At 73.3% G+C, this 25,087-nt stretch carries 26 protein-coding genes; 10 read left to right on the top strand and 16 right to left on the bottom strand.

Going from position 1 to position 25,087, the window contains the following annotated elements:
- Positions 1 to 124 precede the first annotated feature (124 nt).
- The 6 genes from GA0070623_RS22850 to GA0070623_RS22875 form a co-directional block, all read right to left on the bottom strand.
- Positions 125 to 2,059: an ABC transporter ATP-binding protein gene (locus GA0070623_RS22850; protein WP_407937946.1), complete on the bottom strand. Its 1,935-nt coding sequence runs from the start codon at positions 2,057 to 2,059 to the stop codon at positions 125 to 127.
- Positions 2,056 to 3,861: an ABC transporter ATP-binding protein gene (locus GA0070623_RS22855; protein WP_067313692.1), complete on the bottom strand. Its 1,806-nt coding sequence runs from the start codon at positions 3,859 to 3,861 to the stop codon at positions 2,056 to 2,058. Before GA0070623_RS22855 ends, GA0070623_RS22850 begins: the two co-directional genes overlap by 4 nt.
- 37 nt (positions 3,862 to 3,898) lie before the next feature.
- Positions 3,899 to 4,411: a methylated-DNA--[protein]-cysteine S-methyltransferase gene (locus GA0070623_RS22860; protein ID WP_067313694.1), complete on the bottom strand. Its 513-nt coding sequence runs from the start codon at positions 4,409 to 4,411 to the stop codon at positions 3,899 to 3,901.
- Positions 4,408 to 6,066 (bottom strand): DNA-3-methyladenine glycosylase 2 family protein, encoded by a 1,659-nt coding sequence (locus GA0070623_RS22865; RefSeq protein ID WP_067313714.1) that lies wholly within the window; start codon positions 6,064 to 6,066, stop codon positions 4,408 to 4,410. The genes GA0070623_RS22860 and GA0070623_RS22865 overlap by 4 nt, the downstream gene beginning before the upstream one ends.
- Positions 6,067 to 6,179: 113 nt before the next feature.
- A complete protein-coding gene (locus GA0070623_RS22870; RefSeq protein ID WP_067313696.1) occupies positions 6,180 to 6,782 on the bottom strand; it encodes a hypothetical protein in 603 nt (200 codons plus the stop codon).
- Positions 6,779 to 7,288, bottom strand: coding sequence for a SigE family RNA polymerase sigma factor (locus GA0070623_RS22875; protein WP_067313699.1), 510 nt, complete (start codon positions 7,286 to 7,288; stop codon positions 6,779 to 6,781). The genes GA0070623_RS22870 and GA0070623_RS22875 overlap by 4 nt, the downstream gene beginning before the upstream one ends.
- Before the next feature lie 142 nt (positions 7,289 to 7,430).
- Between GA0070623_RS22875 and GA0070623_RS22880 the strand changes: the two genes are divergently transcribed.
- The 6 genes from GA0070623_RS22880 to GA0070623_RS22900 all read left to right on the top strand — a co-directional run bounded on the left by GA0070623_RS22880 (position 7,431) and on the right by GA0070623_RS22900 (position 11,039).
- Positions 7,431 to 7,982 (top strand): hypothetical protein, encoded by a 552-nt coding sequence (locus GA0070623_RS22880; protein ID WP_407937947.1) that lies wholly within the window; start codon positions 7,431 to 7,433, stop codon positions 7,980 to 7,982.
- 59 nt (positions 7,983 to 8,041) lie between these two features.
- Positions 8,042 to 9,127 (top strand): redox-regulated ATPase YchF, encoded by a 1,086-nt coding sequence (gene ychF, locus GA0070623_RS22885; RefSeq protein WP_067313716.1) that lies wholly within the window; start codon positions 8,042 to 8,044, stop codon positions 9,125 to 9,127.
- A gap of 57 nt (positions 9,128 to 9,184) precedes the next feature.
- Positions 9,185 to 9,322: a hypothetical protein gene (locus GA0070623_RS30105; RefSeq protein ID WP_157517624.1), complete on the top strand. Its 138-nt coding sequence runs from the start codon at positions 9,185 to 9,187 to the stop codon at positions 9,320 to 9,322.
- A gap of 19 nt (positions 9,323 to 9,341) precedes the next feature.
- The gene (locus tag GA0070623_RS22890; protein WP_067313702.1) at positions 9,342 to 9,854 is read left to right on the top strand and encodes a GNAT family N-acetyltransferase; all 513 of its coding nucleotides are present in this window, start codon (positions 9,342 to 9,344) and stop codon (positions 9,852 to 9,854) included.
- Between the two features lie 54 nt (positions 9,855 to 9,908).
- Positions 9,909 to 10,481, top strand: a complete 573-nt coding sequence (locus GA0070623_RS22895) for a hypothetical protein (protein WP_067313719.1) — start codon at positions 9,909 to 9,911, stop codon at positions 10,479 to 10,481.
- 90 nt (positions 10,482 to 10,571) lie between these two features.
- Positions 10,572 to 11,039, top strand: coding sequence for a GNAT family N-acetyltransferase (locus GA0070623_RS22900; protein ID WP_157517625.1), 468 nt, complete (start codon positions 10,572 to 10,574; stop codon positions 11,037 to 11,039).
- A gap of 13 nt (positions 11,040 to 11,052) precedes the next feature.
- Here the strand turns inward: GA0070623_RS22900 and GA0070623_RS22905 are convergent, their stop codons facing one another.
- Positions 11,053 to 11,772 (bottom strand): SanA/YdcF family protein, encoded by a 720-nt coding sequence (locus GA0070623_RS22905; RefSeq protein ID WP_067313706.1) that lies wholly within the window; start codon positions 11,770 to 11,772, stop codon positions 11,053 to 11,055.
- Between the two features lie 35 nt (positions 11,773 to 11,807).
- On the bottom strand, positions 11,808 to 12,701 hold the full coding sequence (locus GA0070623_RS22910; RefSeq protein WP_067313708.1) for an NAD(P)-dependent oxidoreductase: 894 nt from the start codon (positions 12,699 to 12,701) through the stop codon (positions 11,808 to 11,810).
- 59 nt (positions 12,702 to 12,760) lie between these two features.
- Here GA0070623_RS22910 and GA0070623_RS22915 point away from each other — a divergent pair, with 59 nt between their 5' ends.
- The gene (locus GA0070623_RS22915) at positions 12,761 to 13,204 is read left to right on the top strand and encodes a MerR family transcriptional regulator (protein ID WP_067313710.1); all 444 of its coding nucleotides are present in this window, start codon (positions 12,761 to 12,763) and stop codon (positions 13,202 to 13,204) included.
- Here the strand turns inward: GA0070623_RS22915 and GA0070623_RS22920 are convergent.
- Positions 13,192 to 13,554, bottom strand: coding sequence for a PH domain-containing protein (locus GA0070623_RS22920; protein WP_067313722.1), 363 nt, complete (start codon positions 13,552 to 13,554; stop codon positions 13,192 to 13,194). The genes GA0070623_RS22915 and GA0070623_RS22920 overlap by 13 nt on opposite strands.
- Positions 13,555 to 13,665: 111 nt before the next feature.
- On the opposite strand from GA0070623_RS22920, the gene GA0070623_RS22925 reads away from it, so the two are divergent.
- Entirely contained in the window at positions 13,666 to 14,904 is a 1,239-nt protein-coding gene (locus tag GA0070623_RS22925) for a DUF4190 domain-containing protein (protein WP_089004157.1), read from the top strand.
- 204 nt (positions 14,905 to 15,108) lie between these two features.
- Here GA0070623_RS22925 and GA0070623_RS22930 read toward each other — a convergent pair whose 3' ends face one another.
- Positions 15,109 to 15,417 carry a 4a-hydroxytetrahydrobiopterin dehydratase gene (locus GA0070623_RS22930; protein ID WP_067313230.1) on the bottom strand — a complete coding sequence of 103 codons (309 nt, stop codon included), beginning with the start codon at positions 15,415 to 15,417 and terminating at the stop codon, positions 15,109 to 15,111.
- Positions 15,418 to 15,599: 182 nt separating this feature from the next.
- Between GA0070623_RS22930 and GA0070623_RS22935 the strand changes: the two genes are divergently transcribed.
- Entirely contained in the window at positions 15,600 to 16,040 is a 441-nt protein-coding gene (locus GA0070623_RS22935; protein WP_067313231.1) for a (deoxy)nucleoside triphosphate pyrophosphohydrolase, read from the top strand.
- Between the two features lie 143 nt (positions 16,041 to 16,183).
- Here GA0070623_RS22935 and GA0070623_RS22940 read toward each other — a convergent pair whose 3' ends face one another.
- From GA0070623_RS22940 to GA0070623_RS22965, 6 genes are all read right to left on the bottom strand, one after another.
- The gene (locus tag GA0070623_RS22940; RefSeq protein WP_067313228.1) at positions 16,184 to 17,272 is read right to left on the bottom strand and encodes a succinate dehydrogenase/fumarate reductase iron-sulfur subunit; all 1,089 of its coding nucleotides are present in this window, start codon (positions 17,270 to 17,272) and stop codon (positions 16,184 to 16,186) included.
- Positions 17,272 to 19,185: a fumarate reductase/succinate dehydrogenase flavoprotein subunit gene (locus GA0070623_RS22945; protein WP_089004158.1), complete on the bottom strand. Its 1,914-nt coding sequence runs from the start codon at positions 19,183 to 19,185 to the stop codon at positions 17,272 to 17,274. Before GA0070623_RS22945 ends, GA0070623_RS22940 begins: the two co-directional genes overlap by 1 nt.
- Positions 19,186 to 19,197: 12 nt before the next feature.
- Positions 19,198 to 20,004 carry a hypothetical protein gene (locus GA0070623_RS22950; protein WP_067313224.1) on the bottom strand — a complete coding sequence of 269 codons (807 nt, stop codon included), beginning with the start codon at positions 20,002 to 20,004 and terminating at the stop codon, positions 19,198 to 19,200.
- Between the two features lie 278 nt (positions 20,005 to 20,282).
- Positions 20,283 to 21,698: a metallopeptidase TldD-related protein gene (locus GA0070623_RS22955; RefSeq protein ID WP_067313222.1), complete on the bottom strand. Its 1,416-nt coding sequence runs from the start codon at positions 21,696 to 21,698 to the stop codon at positions 20,283 to 20,285.
- Positions 21,695 to 23,131 (bottom strand): TldD/PmbA family protein, encoded by a 1,437-nt coding sequence (locus GA0070623_RS22960; RefSeq protein WP_067313220.1) that lies wholly within the window; start codon positions 23,129 to 23,131, stop codon positions 21,695 to 21,697. Before GA0070623_RS22960 ends, GA0070623_RS22955 begins: the two co-directional genes overlap by 4 nt.
- A gap of 32 nt (positions 23,132 to 23,163) precedes the next feature.
- Positions 23,164 to 23,712 (bottom strand): Uma2 family endonuclease, encoded by a 549-nt coding sequence (locus GA0070623_RS22965; protein ID WP_067313218.1) that lies wholly within the window; start codon positions 23,710 to 23,712, stop codon positions 23,164 to 23,166.
- Between the two features lie 264 nt (positions 23,713 to 23,976).
- Between GA0070623_RS22965 and GA0070623_RS22970 the strand changes: the two genes are divergently transcribed.
- Positions 23,977 to 25,074, top strand: coding sequence for an ABC transporter ATP-binding protein (locus tag GA0070623_RS22970; protein WP_067313216.1), 1,098 nt, complete (start codon positions 23,977 to 23,979; stop codon positions 25,072 to 25,074).
- Positions 25,075 to 25,087: the final 13 nt, after the last annotated feature.

Below are 25,087 nucleotides of genomic sequence, written 5' to 3' on the forward strand. Positions count from 1 at the left end.
CCGGCGATCCGACCGGCCCTGCCCGGCCGCCCCGGGTGTACCGGGAGGTGGACGGGGTGCGGCCGATCGACGAGAGCCGAGTCTAACCGCCGTCGGGGCTCCCGGACGCCCCGCCCGGGCGCCCTCAGACCAGCGAGTCGCGCCACTGCCGGTGCAGCGCGGCGTACCGGCCGTCGGTGGCGGCCAGCCGGGCCGGCGGGCCGTCCTCGACGATCCGTCCGCAGTCGACGACCAGCACCCGGTCGGCGGTCTCCACGGTGGAGAGCCGGTGTGCGATCACCAGCGCCGTCCGGTCCCGCAGCACGGTGGCCAACGCCCGCTGGACGAGCCGCTCGGTCGGCACGTCGAGCGACGACGTGGCCTCGTCCAGGATCAGCACCCGGGGGTCGGCCAGGAACGCGCGGGCGAACGCGACGAGCTGTCGTTGCCCGGCGGAGAGCCGGCCACCGCGCCGGTGCACCTCGGTGTCGTACCCGTCGGGCAGGGCGGCGATGAAGTCGTGCGCCCCGATCGCCCGCGCCGCCGCCTGCACCGCCGCGTCGGTGGCGTCCGGCCGGCCGAACCGGATGTTCTCCGCCACCGAGCCGCCGAACAGGTGGTTCTCCTGGGTCACCAGCACCACCGCGCGCCGCAGGTCGGCGTCGGCCACCTCCCGCAGGTCGACGCCGTCCAGCTCGATCGTGCCGTCGTCCGGGTCGTGGAAACGGGCGAGCAGCTTCGCCACCGTCGACTTGCCCGCGCCGGTCGGGCCGATCAGGGCCACCGTCTGCCCGGCCGGCACGACCAGGTCCAGCCCGGCCAGGATCGGCGTCTGCGGCCGGTAGCCGAAGGAGACCGAGCGGAAGGTCACCGCGCCCCGCCCCGGCCCGGCCGGCAACGGCACCGGCGACGTCGGTTCGGGCACCCCGGGCCGCTCGTCGAGCACCCCGGCCAGCTTCTCCAGGGCGGCGGTCGCCGACTGCAGGGAGTTGTAGAACTGGCTCAGCTCCTGCATCGGCTCGAAGAACCGGCGCAGGTAGAGCAGGAACGCGGCGAGCACCCCCACGTCGGTGTCACCGCCCAGCACCCGCCAGCCGCCGTACCCGAGCACCGACGCCACGGTGACGTTGCCGATCACCTTGATCCCCGGCGAGTAGGTGGCGATCAGCCGGAACCCGTGCAGGCTGGCCTGCCGGAACTCGTCGTTGACCGCCACGAAGATCTGCTGGTTGCGCGGCTCGCGGCGGAACGCCTGCACCGCCCGGATACCGCGCAGCGACTCCACGAAGTGGACGATCACCAGGGCCATCGCCTCCCGACTGCGCCGGTAGGCGTGCGCCGAGGAGCGGGCGAACCAGCGGGACAGCCAGAACAGGAAGGGGAACGCCAGCAGGGTCACCGCCGCCAGCGGCAGGTCCAGCCAGAGCAGGATGGCGGCGACCGACAGCACCGACAGCGCGGCGGCGACCAGGGTGTCGATCCCGCCGTCGACCAGCTCGGCGATGGAGTCCACGTCACTGGTGAGCCGGGACACCACCCGACCCGAGGTGTAGCGCTCGTGGAAGCCGACGGAGAGGGTCAGCAGGTGGCCGTACACCCGCTGGCGGAGCTGGAGCAGGACGGCCTGGCCGATCCGGGCGGAGCGGACGAGGTAGCCGCGGCGGGCGGCGTACTCGGTGACGGCCGCGACGGTGAACGCGCCGGCGACGGCGGCCAGCGGACCCGGGTCACCGGCCCGCAGCGGCGGCACCGCCCTGTCGATACCGAGCATGACCAGGTACGGCCCGGCCATCGCGGCGGTGTTCTGGGCGAGCAGCAGGGCCACCGCCACACCGAGCGGTCGGCGGTGCGGGCGGAGCAGGTCCCGCAGCAGCGCCCGACTGCGCCGACGCAGGCGGGCCACCGCCTCGGGCGAGTCGTCCTCGGCGTGGCTGCGGTCGGCGTCCGGATCGGTGGCCAGCCCCCGCCAGTGGGACAGCGCGGCGGTGGTCCGTTCGTCGCCCCCGGCGGTGCCGTGCTGCCGGTGCGGGTGGTCGCCGCCTCCGGCGGTGCCGTGCTGCCCGTGCGGGTGGGGGCTCACGAGCGCACCAGGCCCGGCGTCGCCGACGGGTCGGCGGCGAGCACCGCCCGGTACGCCGGCACCGTGGCCAGCAGCTCGGAGTGCCGGCCGACGGCGGTGATCCGACCACCGTCGAGCAGCGCCACCCGGTCGGCCAGCGCCACGGTCGACGGCCGGTGCACCACCAGCAGCGCGGTCGTGTCCCGCAGCACCCGGCGCAGCGCCGCCTCGACCAGCGCCTCGGTCTGCACGTCCAGCGCGGAGAGCGGGTCGTCCAGGACCAGCAGCGCCGGTCGTCCGAGCACCGCCCGCGCCAGCGCCAGCCGCTGCCGCTGCCCGCCGGAGAGCGACAGGCCCTGCTCGCCCACCCGGGTCGCCAACCCCCACGGCAGGTCGTACGCGAAATCGGCCTGGGCCAGCGTCAACGCTGCCCGGACCTCGTCGGCGTCGGCATCCGGCCGGCCCAGGGTGAGGTTCTCCCACACCGACATGGAGAACAGGGTGGGCTCCTCGAAGGCCACCCCGACCAGCCGGCGCAGCGAGTCCAGGCGTACCGCCCGTAGGTCGTGCCCGTCCAGGGTGATCCGGCCGTCGGTCACGTCGTGCAGCCGGGGCACCAGGGAGAGCAGGGTGCTCTTGCCGCAGCCGGTCGCCCCGACCAGGGCCAGCGTCTCGCCCGGCTCGACGGTCAGCTCGATCTCCCGCAGCACCGGCCCGGCGCTGCCCGGGTAGCCGAAGGACACCCGCTCGAAGCGGAGCCGCCCGCGCACCTGCGACCGGGCCAGCGGTACGGCGTCCGGGGCGTCCACGATCGACGGCGGGGTGTCCAGCACCTCCTGGATCCGGTCCGCCGCGGTCGCCGCCTCCTGCCCGTTGGCGATGATCCAGCCGAGCGACTGCACCGGCCAGATCAGCATGAGCTGGAGGCTGACGAAGGCGACCAGCTCGCCGATGGTGAGCGCGTCCCGGGCGACCAGCGTCGCCCCGCCGACCAGCACCGCGCCCAGGGTCAGGTTGGGCACCAGGTCGAACAGTGCCGAGGCGCGCGACTGGAGGACGCCCTTGCCGACCCCGGTGTCGTGCAGCGTGCGGGTCCGCCGGGCGAACCGGTCGGCCAGCTCCGGCCCCCGCCCGTAGGCCTTCACGGTGCGCAACCCCTGCGCGGTCTCCTCGACCAGGGTGGCCACGTCGCCCTGCTGGTCCTGCATCCGCCGGGAGGCCGCGTGGTAGCGCCGCCCGAACCGGCGGCTGATCACGAACAGCGGCACCGCGCTGGCCGCCACCAGCAGGCCCAGCGGCCCGTGCAACCGGACCAGCAGGATCACCACGGCGACGTAGGTGACCAGGTTGAGCACCAGGAAGAGCAGGCCGAAGGAGAGGAACCGGCGGAGCACCGAGAGGTCGCTGGTGGCCCGGGACAGCAGCTGCCCGGACTGCCAACGGTCGTGGAAACCGACCGGCAGCCGTTGCAGGTGGGCGTAGAGGTCGGCGCGGATGGTGGCCTCCATGCCGACCGAGGAGGAGGACTGGCTCCACCGGCGGATGAAGATCAGCACCGCCTCGACCAGCCCGAGCAGCAGGGCCAGCCCGCCGAGCCGCACCAGCCCGGCCGGGTCGTGCCGGGCGACCGGCCCGTCCACCACCCGCTGCACCACCAGCGGTACGGCGAGACCCGCGCCGGTGGCGGCAAACGCGGCCAGCAGGAGCAGGGCGTACGCGGGGACGTACGGGCGCAGGTAGCGGCGCAGCCGCCAGAGGTTGCGCAGCGGCCGGACCCGGCCGTCCGCCCTCGGGGCCGGGTCGCCGTCACGCTGCGCAGGCACTACCCGACGGTAGCGTCGATCCGCGTCGATGCGGTTGTCAGGTTGCCGTCAGCCGGCGCTCGTGACCGAGCAACCACGCCTTCACCGCCAGCCCGTACCGGTAGCCGCCCAGGGTTCCGTCGGTGCGCAGCACCCGGTGACAGGGGACGAAGAGGGCGGCGGCGTTGCGGGCGCAGGCCGCGGCGGCCGCCCGGACCGCGGCGGGTCGGCCGGCCAGCGCGGCGTAGGCGGTGTAGGTGACCGGCTCGCCGGGGTCGACGTCGCGCAACACGTCCCAGGCGTGGGTCAGGAACACCCCGCTGCTGTGCTGCGTCACCGGCACCTTGTCGATCGCGGTCAGCTCCCCGTCGAGATAGGCGTGCACGGCGGCGGTCACCGGGCCGAGGTCGGCGTGCGGTCGCAGCGGGCCGCGCAGGGTCGGGTGCACCAGCGGCAGCAGGCTCTCCGGCGCGGCGGTGAAACCGGCGGCCCGGACCGCGCCGTCCGGGTCGACCAGCACGCTGAGCGGGCCGGTCGGGGTGTCGATGGTGGTGGTGTCGATGGTCGTCATGCCGCTCTCCAGAGTCTGATCACCGCGTACGACCGCCAGGGTCGCCAGCGGTCCGCGTACGTGTCGAGGAGGGTGGGGGAGTCGGGCAGGCCGAGGGCGGCGGCGCCCCGGCGTACCGCCAGGTCGGTGGGGAGCAGCACGTCGGGGTCGCCGAGCGCCCGCATGGCCAGGTAGCCGGCCGTCCACGGGCCGATCCCGGGCAGCGCGGTCAACCGTCGTACGGTCTCCGCCCGGTCCCCGCCCGGGTCCAGGTCCAGCTCACCGGCGGCGACCGCCCGGGCCAGCGCCCGGATCGTCTCCCGCCGCGCGACCGGCATCCCGAACGCCGCGTCCGGCAACCCCAGCACCTCCTCCGCCCCCGGGAACCCCCGCAACCCCCCGCCCGCCCGGCTCGCCCGGCTCGCCTCCCCTGCCTCCCCCGCCTCCCCCGCCCCGCCCGGCTCGCCCGCTCTGCCGGCCCCGCCCGGCTCGCCCCGGTGATCAAGAGGTTTGCGTCGTGCGGGAGCGCTCTCCGTGACCGAATCCTCTTGATCACCGGGGTCAGCGGCGGGGGTGGGGCCGGGGGTGGGGTCGGGGGTGGGGTCGGGGGTGGAGGTAGGAGCAGGGAGGTGGGTGAGGAGGGTGGTGAGGGTGGTGGTGGCGGCGCGGAGGGAGATCTGTTGGCCGATGACGGCACGTAGGACCATCTCGAAACCGTCCACCGCCCGGGGGAGTCGGATGCCGGGCTCGGCGGCGACGGTCCGGGCGAGGGCCGGATCGGCGGCCAGCGTCTGGTCGGCCGCCGAGGGGTCGGCGTCCAGGTCGAACAGGCGACGGCAGCGGGCCACCGCCGGAGCCAGGTCACGCAGGTCGGCCAGCCTCAGCGTCGCCGCGACGTACCCGGTGGTCGGGGTCAGCGCGATCTCCGCCGGGCCGTGCGGCAACCGCAACCCCCGGCGGTACGTCCCGTCGCGTACCTCCTCCACGCCGGGCAGCGCCCGGTCGCCCAGGAACTCCAGTAGCGCGGCGGCGTGCAGCGGCGGCCGGTACGCCAGCCGGAGCGTGATCGTGCCCGGCCCGCCCTGTCGGCCCGGCCCGCCCGGCGTCGGCCGGCTGCCCCGGGCGGCGCGCAGCTGTGACGGCACGGTGCCGTACACCTCGCGGACGGTCTCGTTGAACTGCCGCACGCTGCCGAACCCGGCCGCGAACGCCACCTCCGCCAGGCCCAGCCCGGTGGTCTCGATCAGCGTCCGGGCGGTCTGGGCGCGTTGCGCGCGGGCCAGCGCCAACGGCCCGGCACCCAACTCCGCCCGGAGCATCCGGTGCAGGTGCCGCTCGGTGTAGCCCAGCCGGGCGGCCAGCCCCGGCACGCCCTCCCGGTCGACCACCCCGTCGGCGATCAGCCGCATGGCCCGACCCACCACGTCGGCCCGGACGTCCCACAGCGGTGAGCCGGGTGCGGCGTCCGGCCGGCACCGGCGGCAGGCCCGCAGCCCGGCCCCCTGCGCGGCGGCCGCCGACGGGAAGAACCGGACGTTGGGCCGCTTCGGCGTCATCGCCGGGCAGGACGGCCGGCAGTAGATCCCGGTCGAGGTGACGCCGGTGTAGAACCAGCCGTCGAAGCGCTGGTCGCGGCTGTCCACGGCGCGGTAGCACCGTTCGAAGTCCAACTCCACGCCACCGATCATGCCCGCAGCTCACCGGCGGTGGCTCGCGGGAATCGGACCTGAGCGTGCGGGTGGCGGGGCCTCCCCACCCCGGACGGTCCCGGGGTGGGGAGGCCGTTGGGTCAGCGCGCGGGTACCGGGGCTGCCGCGGCCGTCCGGCCGGTCGCGGGGGCCTGGTCGACGGGCGATGCGGTGCGTGCGGGGGCCGGTGCGGTGACCGGGCCGGTCCGCGGCCCGTCGACGCGCGGCGCGGGCGAGGCGGGGACGGGCGAGGCCGGGATGGGTGAGGCCGGGATGGGCGAGGCGGGGATGGGTGACGCCGGGATGGGCGAGGCGGGGATGGCGGTCGAGGCCGGCTTGCCCGGCGATCCGGGGACGGTGCTCCGGGCCGGTACGGGTGGCGGCGGGGCACTGTGGCGACCGGTGCGGGCGTCCTGGTCGACGGGGGGTGCGGTCACCCCTGCCGGGGCGGGTGCGGCGGGTGGCCCGCTCGGCGTCGAGGCCGGTGCGGCCGGCGGGGCGTCCCCGCTGCTGGTGGCGGCCATCGCGAGCGGGGTGGCGATCAGCATGGCGGCGAGGACCCCCGCCGCGCTCATCGTGATCGTGGCGCGGCGGCGGGACCGGGCCCGGCGTTCCGCGCGGTTCAACTGGTCGTGCACTGTCGGTGCCTCCTCGGCGAGGTCGGAGAGGGTGGTGCGGATGAGGTTCTCGAGGGGCGTGGTCACCGCCGTACCTCCAGCAGTTCGATGTCCGGCAGGAGTTGCCGCAGCCGGGCCACGGCCCGGTGGGTGCGGCTGCGCACGGTCCCGACCGAGCAGCCGAGCGCGGCGGCCACCTGGGTCTCGGTCAGGTCCTCGTAGTAGCGCAGGACCACGACCGTGCGCTGGGCCGCCGGCAGGGCGCGCAGCGCGGCCCGCATCGCCAGCCGTACGTCGGTGCCGCCGAACAGGTCCGGCCCGGCCCGGTCGTCGCCGCCGGTGAGCAACGTCTCCCGGTACCGGCGCAGTCGCCGCCACCAGCTGACCTGCTCCCGGTACATGACCGTGCGCAGGTAGCCTTCCGGATCGGTGTGGCGCAGATCACGCCAGCGCGGAATGGTCTTGGCCAGCGCCGACTGGAACAGGTCCTCGGCGGCGTGCCGGTCCCCGGTGAGCAGGTACGCGACCCGCATCAGGGCCGGTGCCCGGCTGGCCACGAACTCGGCCAGCCGGGCTCGATCGTCCTCGTCCACCCACCCTCCCCGTCGTTGTCTGTCACCGATACAGACGCCCCGGGCCACTCCGCCTATCCCGGCAGCCGGGGACGTTTCCGGTTCGGAAAGTGTCGGTAGTGGTCGGTAGCGTCCCGGCACCAACTCCAGAAAGGGTGCGGCGATGGCGAGCATGACCGGGCGGGGCGACCCTCGGTCAGGGCGGGGGCAGCTGGACGACGCCGCCGCGCAGGGCCTCTACGACCGGATGCGGGTGGTCGCGCCGGCCGCCTTCGGCGCGATCGAGCGGGACCGGGCCGACGATCCGGCGCGGCCGTTCGCCGACACCGCCTGCGGCCGGCTGGCCGGCTCGCTCGACGGGGCCGGCCTGCGGGCGCTGGGCATGTGGGCGCACCACTGGTGCATGCGGTTCTACGATGACGACACCCGGGTCGGTCGACGGCTGGTCCGGGAGATCGCCGGCCGGCGCGGGCTGGGCTGGACGCCCGACGAGGTGCGGTGGATGCTCGGCGAGTCCGAGCGGGCCGGGCCGGCGGCGCGGGAACGACTCACCCTGCCGCTCGCGGCGGCCGGCGAGCTGCCCGGCGCGGTGGACGGCAGAGCGGCGGACACCGGAGCGCTCGACGGCGGCACGGTGGACGGCAGAGCGGCGGACGGCGCGGTGCCCGACGACGGCGCGGCGGACAGCGGGGCGGGCTGGCGGCTCGCCGGCTGAGCTGTCCCGACGGGGCTGCCTGCCGGGTGCCGGTGGCCGACGGCGTAAGCTGGCCCGTCGTGAGTCTCACCATCGGCATCGTCGGCCTGCCCAACGTCGGCAAGAGCACCCTGTTCAACGCGCTGACCAAGAACGACGTGCTCGCGGCGAACTACCCGTTCGCCACCATCGAGCCCAACGTCGGGGTGGTGGGGCTGCCGGACGCGCGGCTCGACAAGCTCGCCGAGATCTTCTCGTCGCAGAAGGTGCTGCCCGCGCCGGTGTCGTTCGTCGACATCGCCGGTCTGGTGCGGGGCGCGTCGAAGGGACAGGGCCGGGGCAATGCGTTCCTGGCGAACATCCGGGACGCCTCGGCCATCTGTCAGGTGGTGCGGGCCTTCTCCGACCCGAACGTGGTACACGTCGACGGCAAGGTCTCGCCCGCCGACGACATCGAGACGATCAACACCGAGCTGATCCTGGCCGACCTGCAGACCCTGGAGAAGGCGCTGCCCCGGCTGGAGAAGGAGGCCAAGCTCCGCAAGGACCGGGCCGCCGCCGTGGCCGCCGCGAAGCAGGCCGTCGAGGTGCTCGACGGCGGCACCACCCTGTACGCCGGGGCCGCCGCCGCCAAGATCGAGCTGGAGCACCTGCGGGAGCTGCACCTGCTCACCACCAAGCCGTTCCTGTACGTCTTCAACGTCGACGAGGCCGAGCTGGGCAACGCCGGGTTCCTCGACGAGCTGCGCGCCCTGGTGGCTCCCGCCGAGGCCGTCTTCATGGACGCCAAGATCGAATCCGAGCTGGTCGACCTGCCCGAGGACGAGGCCCGCGAGCTGCTGGAGTCGATCGGGCAGTCCGAGCCGGGGCTGGACCAGCTCGTCCGGGTCGGCTTCCGCACGCTCGGGCTCCAGACGTACCTGACGGCGGGGCCGAAGGAGGCGCGGGCCTGGACCGTGCCGGTCGGCGCGACCGCCCCGGAAGCCGCCGGGGTGATCCACAGTGACTTCCAGCGCGGCTTCATCAAGGCCGAGGTGGTCTCCTACGACGACCTGGTCACGGCCGGTTCGATGGCGGCGGCGAAGGCCGCCGGCAAGGTCCGGATCGAGGGCAAGGAGTACGTCATGCAGGACGGGGACGTGGTGGAGTTCAGGTTTAATGTCTAGTTCCGGTTCAACGTGCAGCGGGCCGGCCCGCCGGTAATACCGTGGTGTGGTCACGACATGGCGAAGACGAGGAAGGTCACGATCACGCTTCCGGTCGAGCTGCTGGAAAGCATGAAGACGCACACCGACAACGTCTCCGGCTGGGAGCCGCGTCGGGCGGCCCCGGCGCCCGAACCGCGTTGTCAGGTCGATTGACCGGATCTACGGTGGTCCGATGCTGATCCGAGACGCCGAGGACGGCGACTGGCCCGCGATCTACCCCTTCTTCAGCGAGATCGTGGCGCAGGGGCGCACGTACGCGTTCCCCGAGAACCTGTCGCTGGAGCAGGGTCGCGGGTGGTGGATGGAGTCCCCGCCGGGGTGCACCGTCGTCGCGGTGGACGGGTCGACCGTTCTCGGAAGCGCGAAGATGGGCCCGAACCGGCCCGGTCGGGGCGCACATGTGGCGACGGCCAGTTTCATGGTCGATCCACGGCATGCCGGCCGTGGTGTCGGTCGTGCTCTCGCTGAGCACGTCGTCGACCGGGCGCGGGCCACCGGTTACCGGAGCATCCAGTTCAACGCGGTCGTCGAGACGAACGAGGTCGCGGTGCGGCTGTGGCGTTCGCTGGGCTTCGAGGTGCTCGCCACCGTCCCGGAGGCGTTCGACCACCCCGAGCACGGCCTGGTGGGGCTGCACGTGATGTTCCTGGATCTGGGGTCGACCGGCCGCGCCGTCGAGCGGTGACGGAACGCGGTGGGGTTCCGCGTCGACGTCCGACCCTCCCGGTACGGTCGCGCCATGGTCACGACGTTGACGCCCGCCCTCCCGGACGGCCGCAGCGGCGGGCGCATCGGCGGCGCACCGCCGGTGGCGATCGAGTCCGATCCGGTGCTGGCGACGCACCGCTACCTCCTCACGCTCCCCGCGGACTGCGCGTCCTGGACAGGTGGTCGTGAGGTGTCGGTGCTGCTGCGCGAAGGGTTCGAGATCACCGACGACGATCTCGAATATCCGGGCATGGCGATGCGGGCCGTCCTGCACCGGCCGTCGCCACGGGGCTCGCGTACGGAGCTCGGCTGGCCCGGGCTGCGCTGCGCCGCGTTGACGGAGTGCGACGGCGACGTCGTTCCGTTCGTGCGCCTCGGCACCGAACCGGTGCTCATCCAGAACGAACCGGGTTACGCGGACGCGGTGCTCGCCGACGGGCACGTTTTCCTCTTCCAGATCGACGAGGAAGGGTGGCCGGTGGCCGGCGAACTGGCGGACATGGTCGACTCGTACCTCTGGGGATACGGCTCGGTGTACTTCTACGGCACGCCGCGCGACGACGGCACCGTGGACGAGGTCGTAGCCGGGTTCATCGACTTCTGACCACCGCCCCGGTGACCTGCCGGGCCGGGTGGCGACGCACCGCCCGACCTCGGGCAGCGGGCCGGGGCGGTGCTGGCCTACCGTGGCTGCGTGACCCTGCGACTGGCACCGATGACCGACGAGCAGTACCTCCGTTACCGGGAGCGCGCCGAGGAGGAGTACGCGCGGAACATCGCGGCCTCCGGGGCGATGCCGCTGCCGGACGCGCAGGAGAAGGCCCGGCAGGACTACCGGAACCTGCTGCCCGACGGGTTGGCCACCGAGGGCCACCGGCTGTGGACGGCGTACGCCGACACCGACGAGGTCGGCATGCTCTGGCTGCACCTGGAGCAGAAGTCCGACGGCCTGCACGCCTTCGGCTACGACTTCGAGGTACGCGAGGAGCTGCGTCGCCGGGGCTACGGCCGGGCGATGATCGAGGCCGCCGAACGGGTGTGCCGGGAGTTGGGCGTGGTCGCCATCGGGCTGAGCGTGTTCGGGTTCAATACCGGCGCGCGGGCGCTCTACGAGCAGATGGGGTTCGAGGTCACCGCCATCCGGATGACCAAGCGGTTGTAGCGCGGCGGGCCGGTCAGCCGGCGCGCAGCGCGTCGTCCACGCCGGTCTCCCGGCGGCCGAGGTGCACCGGGTCACGCCCGGACAGCAGGTCGAGCGCGGCCTTGACGCACGCGCCGTACTCGCGGGTGGAGCTGATCCACCACGTCCGGTCGTCCGCGCGGGCGGTGTCGTCGCCCACCCCGCTGGCGTCGATGCCGAGCCGCCGGCACACCGCGACGGCGCGGGGCAGGTGGAAGGACTGCGTCACGACGGTGGCCCGGTCCACCCCGAAGATCCGCTTGGCGCGGGCGCAGGAGTCGTAGGTGTCGAAGCCGGCGTAGTCGAGCACCACCCGTTCCGCCGGCACGCCGTGGGCGAGCAGCCAGCGCCGCATCGCGGTGGGCTCGTCGTAGCCCGGGTGCATGTTGTCGCCGGAGAGCAGGATGGCGTGCACCCGGCCGGCGGCGAGCAGCCGGCGTGCGATCTCCAGGCGGGCGGTGAGGAACGGCGACGGTGTGCCGTCGGACTCCACCATGGTGCCCAGCACCAGGGCGACCGGTGTCTCGGGGACGTCCTGCTCGGCGAAGAGGTGCCCGTCGGCGTCGGCCCGGATCCAGGCGACGCTCGCCACGGTGGCACCGGTCAGCAGCACCGTGCCGACGAGGGCCGTCACGACGGCGCGGCGGAGCCAGCGGGCTCGCCGGCCGTCGGGACGGCGCAGTCGTCGGACCACAGTGGAGAGGCTGCTCCGCATGCGGACGAGTATCGCAGGGCCGCCGGTCGCCGGGCTCAGCCGGAGCGGACCGGTGTGAGGAACCGGGCCAGTCGGGCGAGTCCGTCCTCGCCGTGGCCGGCGGTGACGGCCCGCGCGATGACCGACCGGGCGGCGCGCAGCACCGCGGAGTCGATCCCGTGGGTGTCGGCGGTCTCGATGACGTGGGTGATGCCCGAGTGGGCCGAGGCGACGGTGGACAGGTCGCCGGGGAACCGCTCCTCGGTGAGCTGGTCGGCGAAGCGGGTCGTCATCTCGCCGAGCATCGGGGCGATGCCGGCGGCGTACCGGGCGAACGACCGGGGGTCGATGCCCTCGGCCGAGGCCAGGGCGAAGGCGTGGGTGAGTCCGCTGACCGCGGTGCCGAACAGGTCGAGCAGCGCCATGTCGTACGCCGCCGCCGCGCCCGGGTCGGCGCCGAGGTGGGCGGGGGTACCGCCGAAGGTCGCCAGGGCGGGCAGGGCGGCGTCGAAGGCGGGTCGGTCGCCGCACCACAGCGTGATGGCGGCCGGTGTGCCGATCGTCGGGGTCGGGGTCAGGATGGCGCCCTTCACCAGGTGGACGCGGTGGCCGTCGGCCCAGTCCGACAGCCTGCGGGCCTCGTCCGGCCGGCTGGTGGTGACGTCGACGACCGTCCGTCCGGCCCAGTCGTCGTGGCCGGCCAGCACGCTGTCGACGGCCGCCGGGTTCCGCAGGCAGGTGATCACGAGGGTGGCGGCCCGGACCGCCCCGGTGACGGTCGGCGCGGCCGTCGCGCCGCGCGCGACCAGGGCTTCGGCCCGGTCCGGGGTACGGTTCCAGACGGTCGTCGGAACCCCGGCGGAGATCAGGGTGGCGGCGAGCGCCCGGCCCATCGGACCCAGGCCGAGCACCGCCACCGGGTCGCGGTACGTGAGTTGTGGATCGCTCATGCCGAGGACGCTAGACCTTCACGTTGACGTGAAAGTCAAGTCCGCGGTCTGCTGTCCGCATGCGAATCGGTGAACTGGCCCGGCGGGCCGGGGTGAGCACCCGCGCCCTGCGCTACTACGAGGAACAGGGCCTGCTGCGGCCCGACCGGCGGCCGAGCGGCTACCGCGACTACGGCGAGCAGGCCGTGACCACCGTGCGGCACATCCGGTTGCTGCTCTCGGCCGGGCTCGGCACGGCGGTGATCGCCGAGATCCTGCCCTGCGTGCCGGACGACACCACGGTGCTCGCCCCGACCTGTCCCGAACTCCTCGACGGCCTGGCCGAGGAGCGGGCGCGGATCACCGCGTCGATGCAGCGGCTGGCCGCGGCCCGGGACATCCTCGACGCCCTGATCGCCACCGGGGCTCCTCCCGCCGACCGGCAGCCGGCCGCCCTGGCCGCCCCGGCCGCCACGGCCGCCCCGGCCGGTGCTGCCGGGCGGGGCGCGGGTCAGGAGATGTAGTGCAGGATCACGTTGTGCACGTGGTGGCTCTTCTGCGCGCCCCGGAACTCCACCTCGTAGGTGTGGGTGCCGACGTGCACCGCGATCGAGCCGGTGGAGAAGAACTCCCCGCCCCATGACTTGTTGCTCACCACGCTCACGCTGGTGATCTTCGAGTACGGGATGCTGGTGATCGCGTACCGCTTGCCCACGAAGGAGCGGTCCTGGATGATCACGCGCCGGTCGGTCAGGCCGATGAACCCGGTGCCGGTGCCGACGGCGTCGTAGACGGCGATGATCTGTTCCCCGTCGAGCAGTCCACTCTGGATCTGCTGGAACTGCTCCTTGCGGTCGTACGTCACATTTGCCATGGATCCCACGGTAGGAGGTGCCCGCCAGCCTCCGCAGTTCCCCGTCGGTTGGTCCGGTCGACTAGTCTCGCCATGCCTGGCCGGACGCGGGCGACGGGGGAGGGCGGCGGCGTGACCAGCGAACATTCCAAGACACAACCCGGCGACGAGCCGCAGGGGCAGTCGACGTCGACCGGTGACGGGGAAGCGGCCCCGACCGGTGCCGGGGAGGCGGCCCCGACCGGTGCCGGGGAGGCGGCCCCGACCGGTGCCGGGGAGGCGGCCCCGACCGGTGCCGGGGAGGCGGCCCCGACCGGTGACGGAGAGGCGGCCCCGACCCCTCCCGCACGCCCCGCCGCCGTCGGGGACTGGGAGCCGTGGCCGCAGCGGTCGGCCGACCGGGGCCGGCTGAACCGGCTGGCCGTCGTCACCCTCGTCCTCGGCCTGCTCGGCGGCGTGCTCGCCCTGGTCACCGCCGGGTTCGCGCTGCGCCGGATCCGGCGCGACGGCGAGCGGGGGAAGGGCCTGGTGGTCGCCGGGCTGGTGTTGTGCGGTGGGTGGCTGCTGGCCGGGCTGGTGGCGTGGGGCGTCACCTGGACGGGCTCCGCGCCGGACACCGGGCTGCGCGCCCTGCGGGTGGGCGACTGCTTCCGGGTTCCCACCGGGGCCACCGCCAGCCGGACCGCGCCCGAGCAGGTCACCCGGGTGCCGTGTGACACCCCGCACCAGGCCGAGTACGTCGACGACTTCCCCGCGTACGAACGGTCCGCCGACGAGCGGTACCCCGGTGCGGCGGTGCTCTCCCAGCGGGCGGAGGCGCTGTGCCGGCAGCGGCAGCGCAGCTACGTCGTGGATCCGCTGGGGCTGCCCGCCGAGGTGCGGTTGAGCTGGTACCTGCCGACCCGGGTCGACTGGTCCACCGATCCCACGATCACCTGTTACCTGACCGCGCCGGAGGCCCTGTCCCGGCCGCTGCGGATGGACGGCACGGTGCTCGACCCGGCCCAGCTCGGCTACCTGCTGGCCACCCGGGACTGGGTCGAGACCCGGGCCGCGCTGGTGGCACAGGCGCCGGCGGCTCCCCCGGCCACCCTGCGGGACGCGGTCCGGCGGGCCGAGACGACGCACACGGACATGTGGTTCCGGCTGCGCCGGGAGCCCTGGCCGGAGCCGGTGCGGCCGGCGATGGAACGGATGCTCACCGAGATGGAGCAGGCCGAGCCGGCCTGGCGGAACGCCGACGGGGAACCCGACCGGGGCAAGCTTCTCCAGATCGTGGCGCAGGCCGGGCAGCACCCCGACCCGGCCACCGAGCTGGCGGTACGCCAGGCGCTGGGACTGCCCACCGCGCAGGGCGAGCCGATGCGGTGACGAGCCCGCTCAGCCGATACGGTGACCGGTGCGCTCAGCCGACGCGGTGACGAGCGCGCTCGGCGGGCACGGTGACCGGTGCGCTCAGCCGACGCGGTGACGAGCGCGCTCGGCGGGCACGGTGACCGGTGCGACAGCCGACGCGGTGACGAGCGCGCTCGGCGGGCACGGTGACCGGTGCGACAGCCGGCGCGGCGACCGGGGTCAGTCCTCCGTCACCGTGCGGTACGCGTCCTCGATCCGGGCGGCGAGGAGCACCTCACCCTCGGTGAGCGGCTCGCCGTCGCCGTGGCCGACCCGGATGCGCGTCTCGGTGTCCCGCCGGCTGATGTCCGGCCGCAGCCGCAGCGCGTCGGCGACCACCTTGATGCGTTCGGTCAGCGCCGCGTGCTGGGAGTCGTCCATGACCAGGGTGCGGCGGATCTGCTCACCCTCGCGGGTCCACCCGTGCAGGAGCGTGAGGGCGTCAGTGAGATAATCGTGCTTGGCTCGGCTGGTGAACAGCACGCGCATCACCGCACCTCCCAGGCGCCGTTGCCGGCTTGTGGCCAAATCGTCGCCGTCCCGTGTCCTCGTGGTGCTAACAGTCTGTCGACCCGATGGCGGTGTGTCCACGCCCACACTTCCGTCTCTTATTGGCCTACCGGTCGGCCACGGTACCCAAACCGACGATTGATCTGGCACGCTGGATGCCCGTGCAGACCGAACGGCGTAGCGGTAACGGACAGACCGACCGGCGCGAGCCGCGGGTGGTCGTGGGCGCGGCGATCATCTCCGCCGGGCGGGTGCTGGCCTGTGCCCGCACCGCACCGCCCGAGGTCGCCGGCATGTTCGAGTTCCCCGGCGGCAAGGTCGAGCCCGGGGAGAGCGAGACGGCCGCGCTGATCCGCGAGTGCGCCGAGGAGCTGGCCGTCCGGGTCGAGATCGGCGAGCGGGTCGGCCGGGACGTCCGGATGGCCCACGGCCGTTCGGTGCTCAAGGTGTACGCCGCCCGCCTGCTGCACGGTGACCAGCCCCGCGCGCTGGAACACTCCGCGATGCGCTGGCTCACCGCCGGTGAGCTGCACAGCGTCACCTGGCTCCCGGCCGATGCCCCCATCGTCGCCGCCCTCGGCCCGCTGCTGGCCTCCGACTGACCGGTATCGGACACCCGGCTGGGAAACGCCGACGGGGGCCGACGGCTCTCGCCGTGGCCCCCGTCGCGTGTCGTGCCGCCCGGCGCCGGTCGCGCTGGGTCAGTGCCGTGCTACCTCGTTGCCCGACCCCGTCGTGCTCTACCTCAGTGCCCGTCGCCGTGGCTCGTCGGCTTGTCGTCCTGGCTCGGGTGGGCGAAGTTGAGGTGCTCCGGCGGCAACGGGAAGGTCACGTCGTCACCGAACGGCGACGGGGCCGCCGCCCGGTCGAAGGTCAACTCGGTCAGCGGGAGCCGCCCCCGGTCGTCGACCGCCGGCATGGTCGGGTGCGGGACCTCGCGGTGCCAGTTCACACCCTGCTGCGCCTGGGCCTCCGCAGCCGGGTCGCCGGAGCCTCCGGCGTGCGAGTGGACTCCGGTCTGACGAGTTCCGCTGTGCACCACGGACCCCTTTCCCGCGCTGTTCGCGGTGCTCTGGGGCGTCTCACCCCGACGGAAGATCTTGCTACCGAGCCATACCAGGGGATCGTACCTGCGGTCGACGACCCGCTCCTTCATGGGGATGATCCCGTTGTCGGTGATCTTGATGTGCTCGGGGCAGACCTCGGTGCAGCACTTGGTGATGTTGCAGAAGCCGAGACCCTGCTCCTGCTGCGCGTACTGCTTGCGGTCGGTCTTCGCGTCCAGCGGGTGCATGTCCAGCTCGGCGGCCCGGATGAAGAACCGCGGGCCGGAGAAGGCCGGCTTGTTCTCCTCGTGATCGCGGATCACGTGGCAGACGTTCTGGCACAGGAAGCACTCGATGCACTTGCGGAACTCCTGCGAGCGCTCCACGTCGACCTGCTGCATCCGGTACTCGCCCGGGGCCAGGTCGGCCGGCGGGGCGAAGGCCGGCGTCTCCCGGGCCTTCTCGTAGTTGAACGAGACGTCCGTGACCAGGTCCCGGATCACCGGGAAGGTCCGCAACGGGGTGACCGTGACCGTCTCGGACTCCTCGAACGTCGACATCCGGGTCATGCAGCTCAGCCGGGGCTTGCCGTTGATCTCCATCGAGCAGGAGCCGCACTTGCCGGCCTTGCAGTTCCACCGGCAGGCCAGGTCCGGCGCGTCGGTGGCCTGGAGCCGGTGGATGACGTCAAGGACGACCTCGCCCTCGTTCACCTCGACCGAGTAGTCCTGGAGGTCACCGCCGGTCTCGTCGCCCCGCCAGATGCGGAACTCCCTCTTGCTTCCCATCAGTTCGCCTCCTCGCCGACGACGTCGAGGTCGGCCAGCTCCTCGTCGGTCAGATACTTGGCCAGCTCGGTCCGGTCGAAGAGGCCGATCAGCTCGGCCCGCATCGTCGGCAGCGGCTTGTGCTCCAGCCGGACGGTGTCGCCGTCCAGGGAGCAGACCAGGTTGACCCGACGCCAGGCCGGGTCCATGGTCGGGAAGTCCTCCCGGGTGTGCCCGCCGCGCGACTCCTGGCGCTCCAGCGCCGCCTTCGCGGTGCACTCCGAGACGACCAGCATGTTGCGCAGGTCCAACGCCAGGTGCCAGCCCGGGTTGTAGCGCCGGCCACCGACCGCGCTCACCTTCGCCACCCGCTCCCGCAGCTCGGTCAGCCTGCGCAGGGCGTCGACCAGCTCGCCCTCCCGGCGGATGATCCCTACCAGATCCCCCATCACCGCCTGGAGGTCCTGCTGGAGGGTGTACGGGCTCTCCCCGGTATCCCGCTGCAACGGCGCCAACGCCGTCTCCACGGCGGTCTCCACCGCACCCACCGGCACCTTCGGCCGCGCGGTCAGCTGATCGGTGTACGACGCCGCGTGCCCGCCGGCCCGCTTGCCGAAGACCAGCAGGTCGGACAGCGAGTTGCCACCCAACCGGTTGGAGCCGTGCATGCCACCGGAGACCTCACCGGCGGCGAACAGCCCCTGCACGGTGCCGTGCGCCGCGCCGGAGTCCGGGTCCACCTCGACGCCGCCCATCACGTAGTGACAGGTCGGCCCGACCTCCATCGGCTCGGCGGTGATGTCGACGTCGGCCAGCTCCTTGAACTGGTGGTACATCGACGGCAGTCGGCGACGGATCTCCTCGGCCGAACGCCGGGAGGCGATGTCCAGGTAGACGCCGCCGGCCGGCGTACCCCGACCGGCCTTGACCTCGCTGTTGATCGCGCGGGCGACCTCGTCGCGGGGGAGCAGCTCCGGCGGACGCCGGTTGTTGTCCGGGTCGGTGTACCAGCGGTCCGCCTCCTCCTCGGTCTCCGCGTACTGCTTGCGGAAGACGTCGGGGACGTAGTCGAACATGAACCGCTTGCCGTCGGAGTTCTTCAGCACGCCGCCGTCGCCCCGCACCGACTCGGTGACCAGGATGCCCTTCACCGAGGGCGGCCAGACCATGCCGGTCGGGTGGAACTGGAGGAACTCCATGTTGATCAGCGTGGCCCCGGCCCGCAGGGCCAGCGCGTGCCCGTCCCCGGTGTACTCCCACGAGTTCGAGGTGACCTTGTAGGACCGGCCGACGCCACCGGTGGCCAGCACCACCGCCGGGGCCTCGAACAGGATGAACTCGCCGGACTCCCGGTAGTAGCCGAACGCCCCGGCCACCCGGTCCCCGTCGAGCAGCAGCTCGGTGATGGTGGTCTCGGAGAACACCTTGATCCGCGCCTCGTAGTCGCCGAGGTCGCGCTTGTCCTCCTGCTGGAGGGAGACGATCTTCTGCTGGAGGGTGCGGATCAGCTCCAGACCGGTGCGGTCACCGACGTGCGCCAGCCGGGGGTACTCGTGACCGCCGAAGTTGCGCTGGGAGATCTTCCCGTCCTTGGTCCGGTCGAAGAGCGCGCCGTACGTCTCCAGCTCCCAGATCCGCTGCGGCGACTCCTTCGCGTGCAGCTCGGCCATCCGGAAGTTGTTGAGGAACTTGCCGCCGCGCATGGTGTCGCGGAAGTGCACCTGCCAGTTGTCCCGGCTGTTCACGTTCCCCATCGCGGCCGCCGCGCCGCCCTCGGCCATCACGGTGTGCGCCTTGCCGAAGAGCGACTTGGAGATGATCGCGGTCTTCTTGCCGGCGAGCCGGGCCTCGATCGCCGCGCGCAGGCCGGCGCCGCCGGCCCCGATCACGACGACGTCGTAGTGGTGTCGTTCGATGCGAGTGGTAGTGGTCATGTCGCGCGCCCTCTAGTTGATGAACCGCAGGTCGTCGAACCATCCGGCGGCGACGGCCATCACGTAGAAGTCGGTGAGGGCCAGCGTGCCGAGGGTGATCCAGGCGAGCTGCATGTGCCGGGTGTTGAGCTTGGACACGAACGTCCAGGCGCGGTAACGCACCGGGTGCGCGGAGAAGTGCTTCAGCCGGCCGCCGATGATGTGCCGACAGGAGTGGCAGGAGATGGTGTACGCCCAGAGCATCACCACGTTGAGCAGCAGGATGACGTTGCCCAGCCCGAAGCCGAAGCCCTCCGGTGAGTGGAAGGCCAGCACCGCGTCCCAGGTGTTGATCAGCGAGATGATCGCGGCGGCGTAGAAGAAGTAGCGGTGCAGGTTCTGCCCGAGCAGCGGGAACCGGGTCTCCCCGGAGTAGGACCTGTGCCCGTCGGGAACCGCGCAGGCCGGCGGCGACAGCCAGAACGACCGGTAGTACGCCTTGCGGTAGTAGTAGCAGGTGAGCCGGAACAGCAGCAGGAACGGCAGGGTCAGCGCCGCGTCCGGGATGATCCACCAGCCGGGCAGGAAGCTGCCGAAGTGCGACGATCCCTCGACACACCGGTCGGTCACACAGGGGGAGTAGAACGGCGTCAGGTAGTGGTACTGCTCCACCCAGTACCACTTGTGCATGAAAACCCGGACGGTCGCGTACGCCACCCAGGCGGTGAGCCCGACGACGGTGATCAGGGGGGCGAACCACCAGCGGTCGGTTCGCAACGTCTTCGCCGTGATGGCGGCGCGCGCCCGCGCCCCCCGCGGCTTCGTTGCCGTTGATGTCATTCGAGTTGTCTTCCTGACGGGACGGGCCCTCGCGGGCGGCGGTTCACGTTCCGTGCGGTCAGCGGACCGGCCGGACCGTGTCCACTGCCACGTCTTGCGGCACGCAGGCGACCGCGCCGGGACATCGGCGCAGCTAAGTGACACACGTTACGCCGATCTCCACGGTCGGGCCGCGCAACGCAGTGTCCCGTGTGTCCCGCACCTTGGAAAGCCCCGCGCCACGATCAGTTCCGGCCGGCACCGCGGGGCGGCCGGACCGGTGCCCCGGCGGTGACCGCTCAGCCCGAGGCGCCGCCGGTGAAGTTCCACGAGGCCAGCCGCAGCGGCGGCGCCTCCCACCAGCCGCCGTCGGTCCGGTCCGGCTGGCGGACCGGCGACCGGCCGAGCCCCAGCACCGCACCCGGCCCCAACGCCCGTGGGTACGCCTCGGTGAACCGGAGGTTCCGGACCGCCCGGGTCGGCACGCCGTCCTCCACCAGCCACACCCCGTTACGGGTCAACCCGGTGATCACCAGACTCTTCGGGTCCAGCACCCGGGTGTACCAGAAGTCGCTGACCAGCAGCCCCCGGGCCATCGGCGCGACCAGCGCGGCGGTGTCCGCATCGGCCACCGCCCCGGTGCCGTCGCCGGTCGGGGCGGGACCGGCGTCGCCCGCCCCGGCCCGGCCGAGCAGGCGCACGGTACGCGGGACCGGGCCGAAGGTGGACCCGCCCGGGGCACCGTGGCCGGTCGACGTGGCGCCCGCCCCGGCGGCGCTGCGCCGGTCGTGGGCCACCGCCAGGGTGGTGCCCGCCTCGACCAGGGTGAGTGCCCGGCACGGGGTGCCCTCCAGGTCGAACGGCATCGCGCCGCCGTACGTCGGGTCGTCGACCAGGGTCACCGCCGGATCGAACTGGGCGGTGCCGGGGCGGGCGAACGACTGACCTTCGGCGTGCCGCTTGCCGTTGAAGCCGTACCAGGCGAGGTTCTGCAACAGGTCGGCCACGGCGGCCGGTTCGAGGACCACCTCGTACCGGCCCGGTGGCAGCTCGACCGGGTCGGCGGCGGCCCGCGCCTTGGCCGCCGCCCGCCGGCCGAGGGCCGCGCCGTCCAGCCCGTCGAGGCGGCCGGCGCAGATCCGGGCCACCCCGTCCGCGCCGTCCGCCCGGGCGATGCCGTCCATCGCCGCCTCGGTGGTCCGCCCCTGCGCCGACTGTCCGAGCGAGTTGGCGAACGCCCCCGACCGGTACGAGGTACGGCAGTAGCCGGCCGCCTCCAGCCCGCCCACCGCGTCGACGAAGGCCCGGACCCGCTCGGCGCGGGCCGCCGGCTCGGCGGTGGCGGTGGCCTCGTCGAGCAGGCCGTTGGAGTGCACCGCCGACGGTGGGGTCAACCCCGGCCAGGCCGGGTCGGGTGGGCAGAGCCGGGCCGCGGCGAGGGTGCGCCCGACCAGGGCGCGCAGCCCGTCCGCGTCGACCAGGCTGCCGCCCCCGGCGGCCGTCCGGCCGTCGACGTGCACCCGCAGCCGGACCCGCACCCCGGACTCGGCGACGTTCTGGTGGATGAACGAGTTGGCGAACCGGGTCAGCGCCAGCTCGTGCCGGACGACGGTCACCTCGGCCTGGGCCGACGGACCGGCGACCTGGTGGACCAGCTCCACCACCCGGGCGGCGACGTCCAGCTCGGTCGCGCCGGTGTCCCCCGGGCCGGTCATGCGCGGACCCCCACCCGGACGCCCCGGAACCGGGCCGGCGCGGCCGGATGGCCGGTGTGCCCGATCTGGCCGGGCTGGCCCTTTCCGCAGTTCGGGGTGCCCCACGGGACGATCTCGGAGGAGAGCATGTCCATCGACCGCCAGAACAGCGGCCCGATGCCGGTGTAGGTGGGGTTGCGCAGCATCCGGCCCCGCCGGCCGTTGCGCACCTCCCAGGCGATCTCACAGCCGAACTGGAAGTTGAGCCGCCGGTCGTCGATCGACCAGGACCGGTTGACGTCCATCAGCACCCCGTCGTCGGTGGCCGCGATGATCTCGTCGAGGGTGTGCGGGCCGGGCTCCAGGCCCACGTTGGTCATCCGCACCATCGGCAGCCGGGCCCACCCGTCGGCCCGGACGCTGCCGCCGTGGTCCAGGCCGGCGACGGCGGCCGAGTCCCGGCCGGCGAGCACCCCGACCCAGCGGCCCTCGCGTACCGCGTCGCGTTTGACCGCCGGGGAGCCCTCGTCGTCGAAGCCGAAGCTGCCCAGCGCCCCGGGGATCGTGGGGTCGATGGTGATGTTCATCAGCTCGGAGCCGTAGCGCAGCGACCCGAGCCGGGCCAGGTCGAGCCAGGAGGTGCCGGCGAACGCCGCCTCCCAGCCGAGGATCCGGTCCAGCTCGATGGCGTGCCCGACCGACTCGTGGATCTGCAACGCGAGCTGCTCGTCGCCGAGGATCAGGTCGGTCTCGCCGGCCGGGCACTCGGGCGCGGTGAGCAGCGCCCGGGACTCGTCGGCGATCCGGGCGGCGTGCCCGGTCAGGTCCAGCGACTCGACCAGCTCCCAGCCGGTGGTGCCGTACTGGCCCCGGTAGCTCGGCCAGGAACGGCGCTGCGTCTCGTGTTCGCCGATCGAGGTGGCCGAGATGCCGCCGCCGCACTCACGGATGTGCTGGTCGATGCGGTGCCCCTCGCTGGAGACGAACCACTTGCGGGTGTCCCAGATCTGGTAGAGCCCCTCGGCCAGGTCGGCCCCCTGCCCCCGGGCCGCCCCGGTGGCCCGGACCAGCAGGTCGCCCTTGTCGGACAGCGCCACGCCCAGCGGATCGACCGCGCAGCCGGACGCCCAGCTCGCCACCGTCGGCTCGGCCGGGGTCAGCGTGATCGGTGGACCGGGCACCCGGGCGCTCGCGGCGGCGACCTCCGCGGCCCGCCGGCCGGCCGCCCGCGCCGCCGCGTCGGACAGCTCGGGTACGGCGTGGAAGCCCCACCCGGACCCGACCAGCGCGCGTACGCCCAGGCCGAGGCTCTCGTCCTGGGTCAGCTCCTCGATCTCGCCGTTGCGCGCGGACATCGACTCGTAGCGCAGGTGCATCACCCGGGCGTCGGCGTACCGGGCGCCCGCGTCGAGGGCGGCCTGGACGGCGGCGGACGCCGCATCGAACTCGGTCATGGACCGACCCTAGGCCAGTCCACCGACATCCGTCAGGGCACCAGATCCTCGGGCCGGATCGTGGCCCGCACCGGCTCGAGTAGGTGCAGGGCCTCGCCCCGTTTGGTGGCGGAGTGTTCCGTGTAGTGGCGTCCCCGCCGACGGTAGGGGCGTAGCGCGCCGGTTCCCTGCTCCACCAGCAGATACCACCCGATGCCGGCGGCCGCGTAGTAGTGCATCTTGAGGACCTTGTCGGTGGACGCGTTGCTCGGCGAGATGATCTCGCAGACGAGGTGTACCTCGTCCGCCTCGATCATCGGCTCGTCCAGATTCACGGGGTCGGTGATGACGAGGTCGGGGATGGGGATGCGGCCGGGGCGAAGCCGGACGTTCACCGCCTCCAGCAGTTCCAGACCGGCCTGCTCGGCCGCCGGTTCGAGTATGTTGCCCAGTCTGCGCGAGATGCGCTGGTGGCGGGGGGTGGGGGCAGGGGTCACGTGGAGGCTCCCGTCGAAGAGTTCGACGCGTTGAGATGTCTCGTCGAGGGAGAGGTACTCCTCTTCGGTCCACGGTCCGTCGTGGCCGAACACCGCTGCGGTCATGGTCGGTCACCTCCACCTCGTGTCGTCCGGCATCCTCCGTCGGGCACCAGGGCCATGCTCGCACCCCTGGTGCGACCGGCGGGCGACGACACCGCACGACGACGCGGGCCGCGACGGTCCGGGCCGGTTCGGACGGGGCGGTCGAGGGTGCGCGGCGGAGTCATCGACTCGCTACGCTGTGGTCCGGCGCCAGCTCGCTGTCCGTAGCTTATTTTCAGCCTCGGCTGTTTGTTGTAGGTTCCCTACAACCCGAGGGAGGCGGTCGTGGACAGTCCGCAAGCAGCGCCGCCCGGCCCGCCGGACACCGGCCCGGCCGTGCCGGAGCCGCGCGGTGGCGACGACCCGTACCTGCGGGTGGACGACCTACGGGTACGGTTCGACACGGCCGACGGCGTGGTGCGCGCGGTCGACGGGGTGTCCTTCGCCGTGCCGCGCGGCCGGACGCTCGGCATCGTCGGTGAGTCGGGCTCCGGCAAGAGCGTCACCGCCCTGGCCGTGCTCGGCCTGCACGACCCCCGGCGGAGCACCGTCACCGGCGGGATCGCCGTCGGCGGCCGGCAACTCGTCGGCCTGGCCGAGGAGCAGGTACGCCGGCTGCGTGGCCGGGACCTGGCGATGATCTTCCAGGACCCGCTCTCCGCGCTGCACCCCTACTACAGCGTGGGGCGGCAGATCGCCGAGGCGTACCGGGTACACCACCCCCGGACGGGGCGGCGGGCGGCACGGACCCGGGCGGTGGAGATGCTCGACCGGGTGGGCATCCCGCAGCCGGCCCGCCGCTACGACCAGTACCCGCACGAGTTCTCCGGCGGCATGCGGCAGCGGGCGATGATCGCGATGGCGCTGGTCAACGACCCGGCCCTGGTCATCGCCGACGAGCCGACCACCGCGCTGGACGTGACGGTGCAGGCCCAGATCCTCGACCTGCTCGCCGACCTCCAGGCCGAGTTCCGCACCGCGATCGTGCTGATCACCCACGATCTGGGGGTGGTCGCCCAGGTCGCCGACGACGTGCTGGTCATGTACGCCGGGCGGGTGGTCGAGCAGGGCAGCGCGGCGCAGGTGCTCCGCCGGCCGCAGCACCCGTACACCTGGGGGTTGCTCTCCAGCGTGCCGTCGCTGCACGGCGACCCGGACGCGGACCTGGTGCCCATCCCCGGCAACCCGCCCTCGCTGATCGACGTGCCGTCCGGCTGCGCGTTCCACCCGCGTTGCCGGTACGCAGGCGACCGCTCCCGCACGGTGGTGCCGGCGCTCGGCCCGGCGGGCGCGGGCGGCCACCTGGTCGCCTGCCACCTTCCCGCCGACGACCGCGCCGCCCTCTCCCACCAGGCCGTTCCCGGGGCGGGGGTGTCCCGGTGAGCACGACGGACGT

It is taken from the genome of Micromonospora rifamycinica (assembly GCF_900090265.1).
GTDB lineage: Bacteria > Actinomycetota > Actinomycetes > Mycobacteriales > Micromonosporaceae > Micromonospora > Micromonospora rifamycinica.

Coding starts and splice junctions, on each gene's coding strand:
- GA0070623_RS22965 (WP_067313218.1), bottom strand. CDS start 23,712: ATGACCGCAGCGGTGTTCGGCCACGACGGACCGTGGACCGAAGAGGAG.
- GA0070623_RS22915 (WP_067313710.1), top strand. CDS start 12,761: ATGCGAATCGGTGAACTGGCCCGGCGGGCCGGGGTGAGCACCCGCGCC.
- GA0070623_RS22940 (WP_067313228.1), bottom strand. CDS start 17,272: ATGGGAAGCAAGAGGGAGTTCCGCATCTGGCGGGGCGACGAGACCGGC.
- GA0070623_RS22880 (WP_407937947.1), top strand. CDS start 7,431: ATGGCGAGCATGACCGGGCGGGGCGACCCTCGGTCAGGGCGGGGGCAG.
- GA0070623_RS22905 (WP_067313706.1), bottom strand. CDS start 11,772: ATGCGGAGCAGCCTCTCCACTGTGGTCCGACGACTGCGCCGTCCCGAC.
- GA0070623_RS22960 (WP_067313220.1), bottom strand. CDS start 23,131: ATGACCGAGTTCGATGCGGCGTCCGCCGCCGTCCAGGCCGCCCTCGAC.
- GA0070623_RS22910 (WP_067313708.1), bottom strand. CDS start 12,701: ATGAGCGATCCACAACTCACGTACCGCGACCCGGTGGCGGTGCTCGGC.
- GA0070623_RS22950 (WP_067313224.1), bottom strand. CDS start 20,004: ATGACATCAACGGCAACGAAGCCGCGGGGGGCGCGGGCGCGCGCCGCC.
- GA0070623_RS22955 (WP_067313222.1), bottom strand. CDS start 21,698: ATGACCGGCCCGGGGGACACCGGCGCGACCGAGCTGGACGTCGCCGCC.
- GA0070623_RS30105 (WP_157517624.1), top strand. CDS start 9,185: ATGGCGAAGACGAGGAAGGTCACGATCACGCTTCCGGTCGAGCTGCTG.
- GA0070623_RS22945 (WP_089004158.1), bottom strand. CDS start 19,185: ATGACCACTACCACTCGCATCGAACGACACCACTACGACGTCGTCGTG.
- GA0070623_RS22920 (WP_067313722.1), bottom strand. CDS start 13,554: ATGGCAAATGTGACGTACGACCGCAAGGAGCAGTTCCAGCAGATCCAG.
- GA0070623_RS22895 (WP_067313719.1), top strand. CDS start 9,909: ATGGTCACGACGTTGACGCCCGCCCTCCCGGACGGCCGCAGCGGCGGG.
- GA0070623_RS22860 (WP_067313694.1), bottom strand. CDS start 4,411: ATGACGACCATCGACACCACCACCATCGACACCCCGACCGGCCCGCTC.
- GA0070623_RS22890 (WP_067313702.1), top strand. CDS start 9,342: ATGCTGATCCGAGACGCCGAGGACGGCGACTGGCCCGCGATCTACCCC.
- GA0070623_RS22930 (WP_067313230.1), bottom strand. CDS start 15,417: ATGCGCGTGCTGTTCACCAGCCGAGCCAAGCACGATTATCTCACTGAC.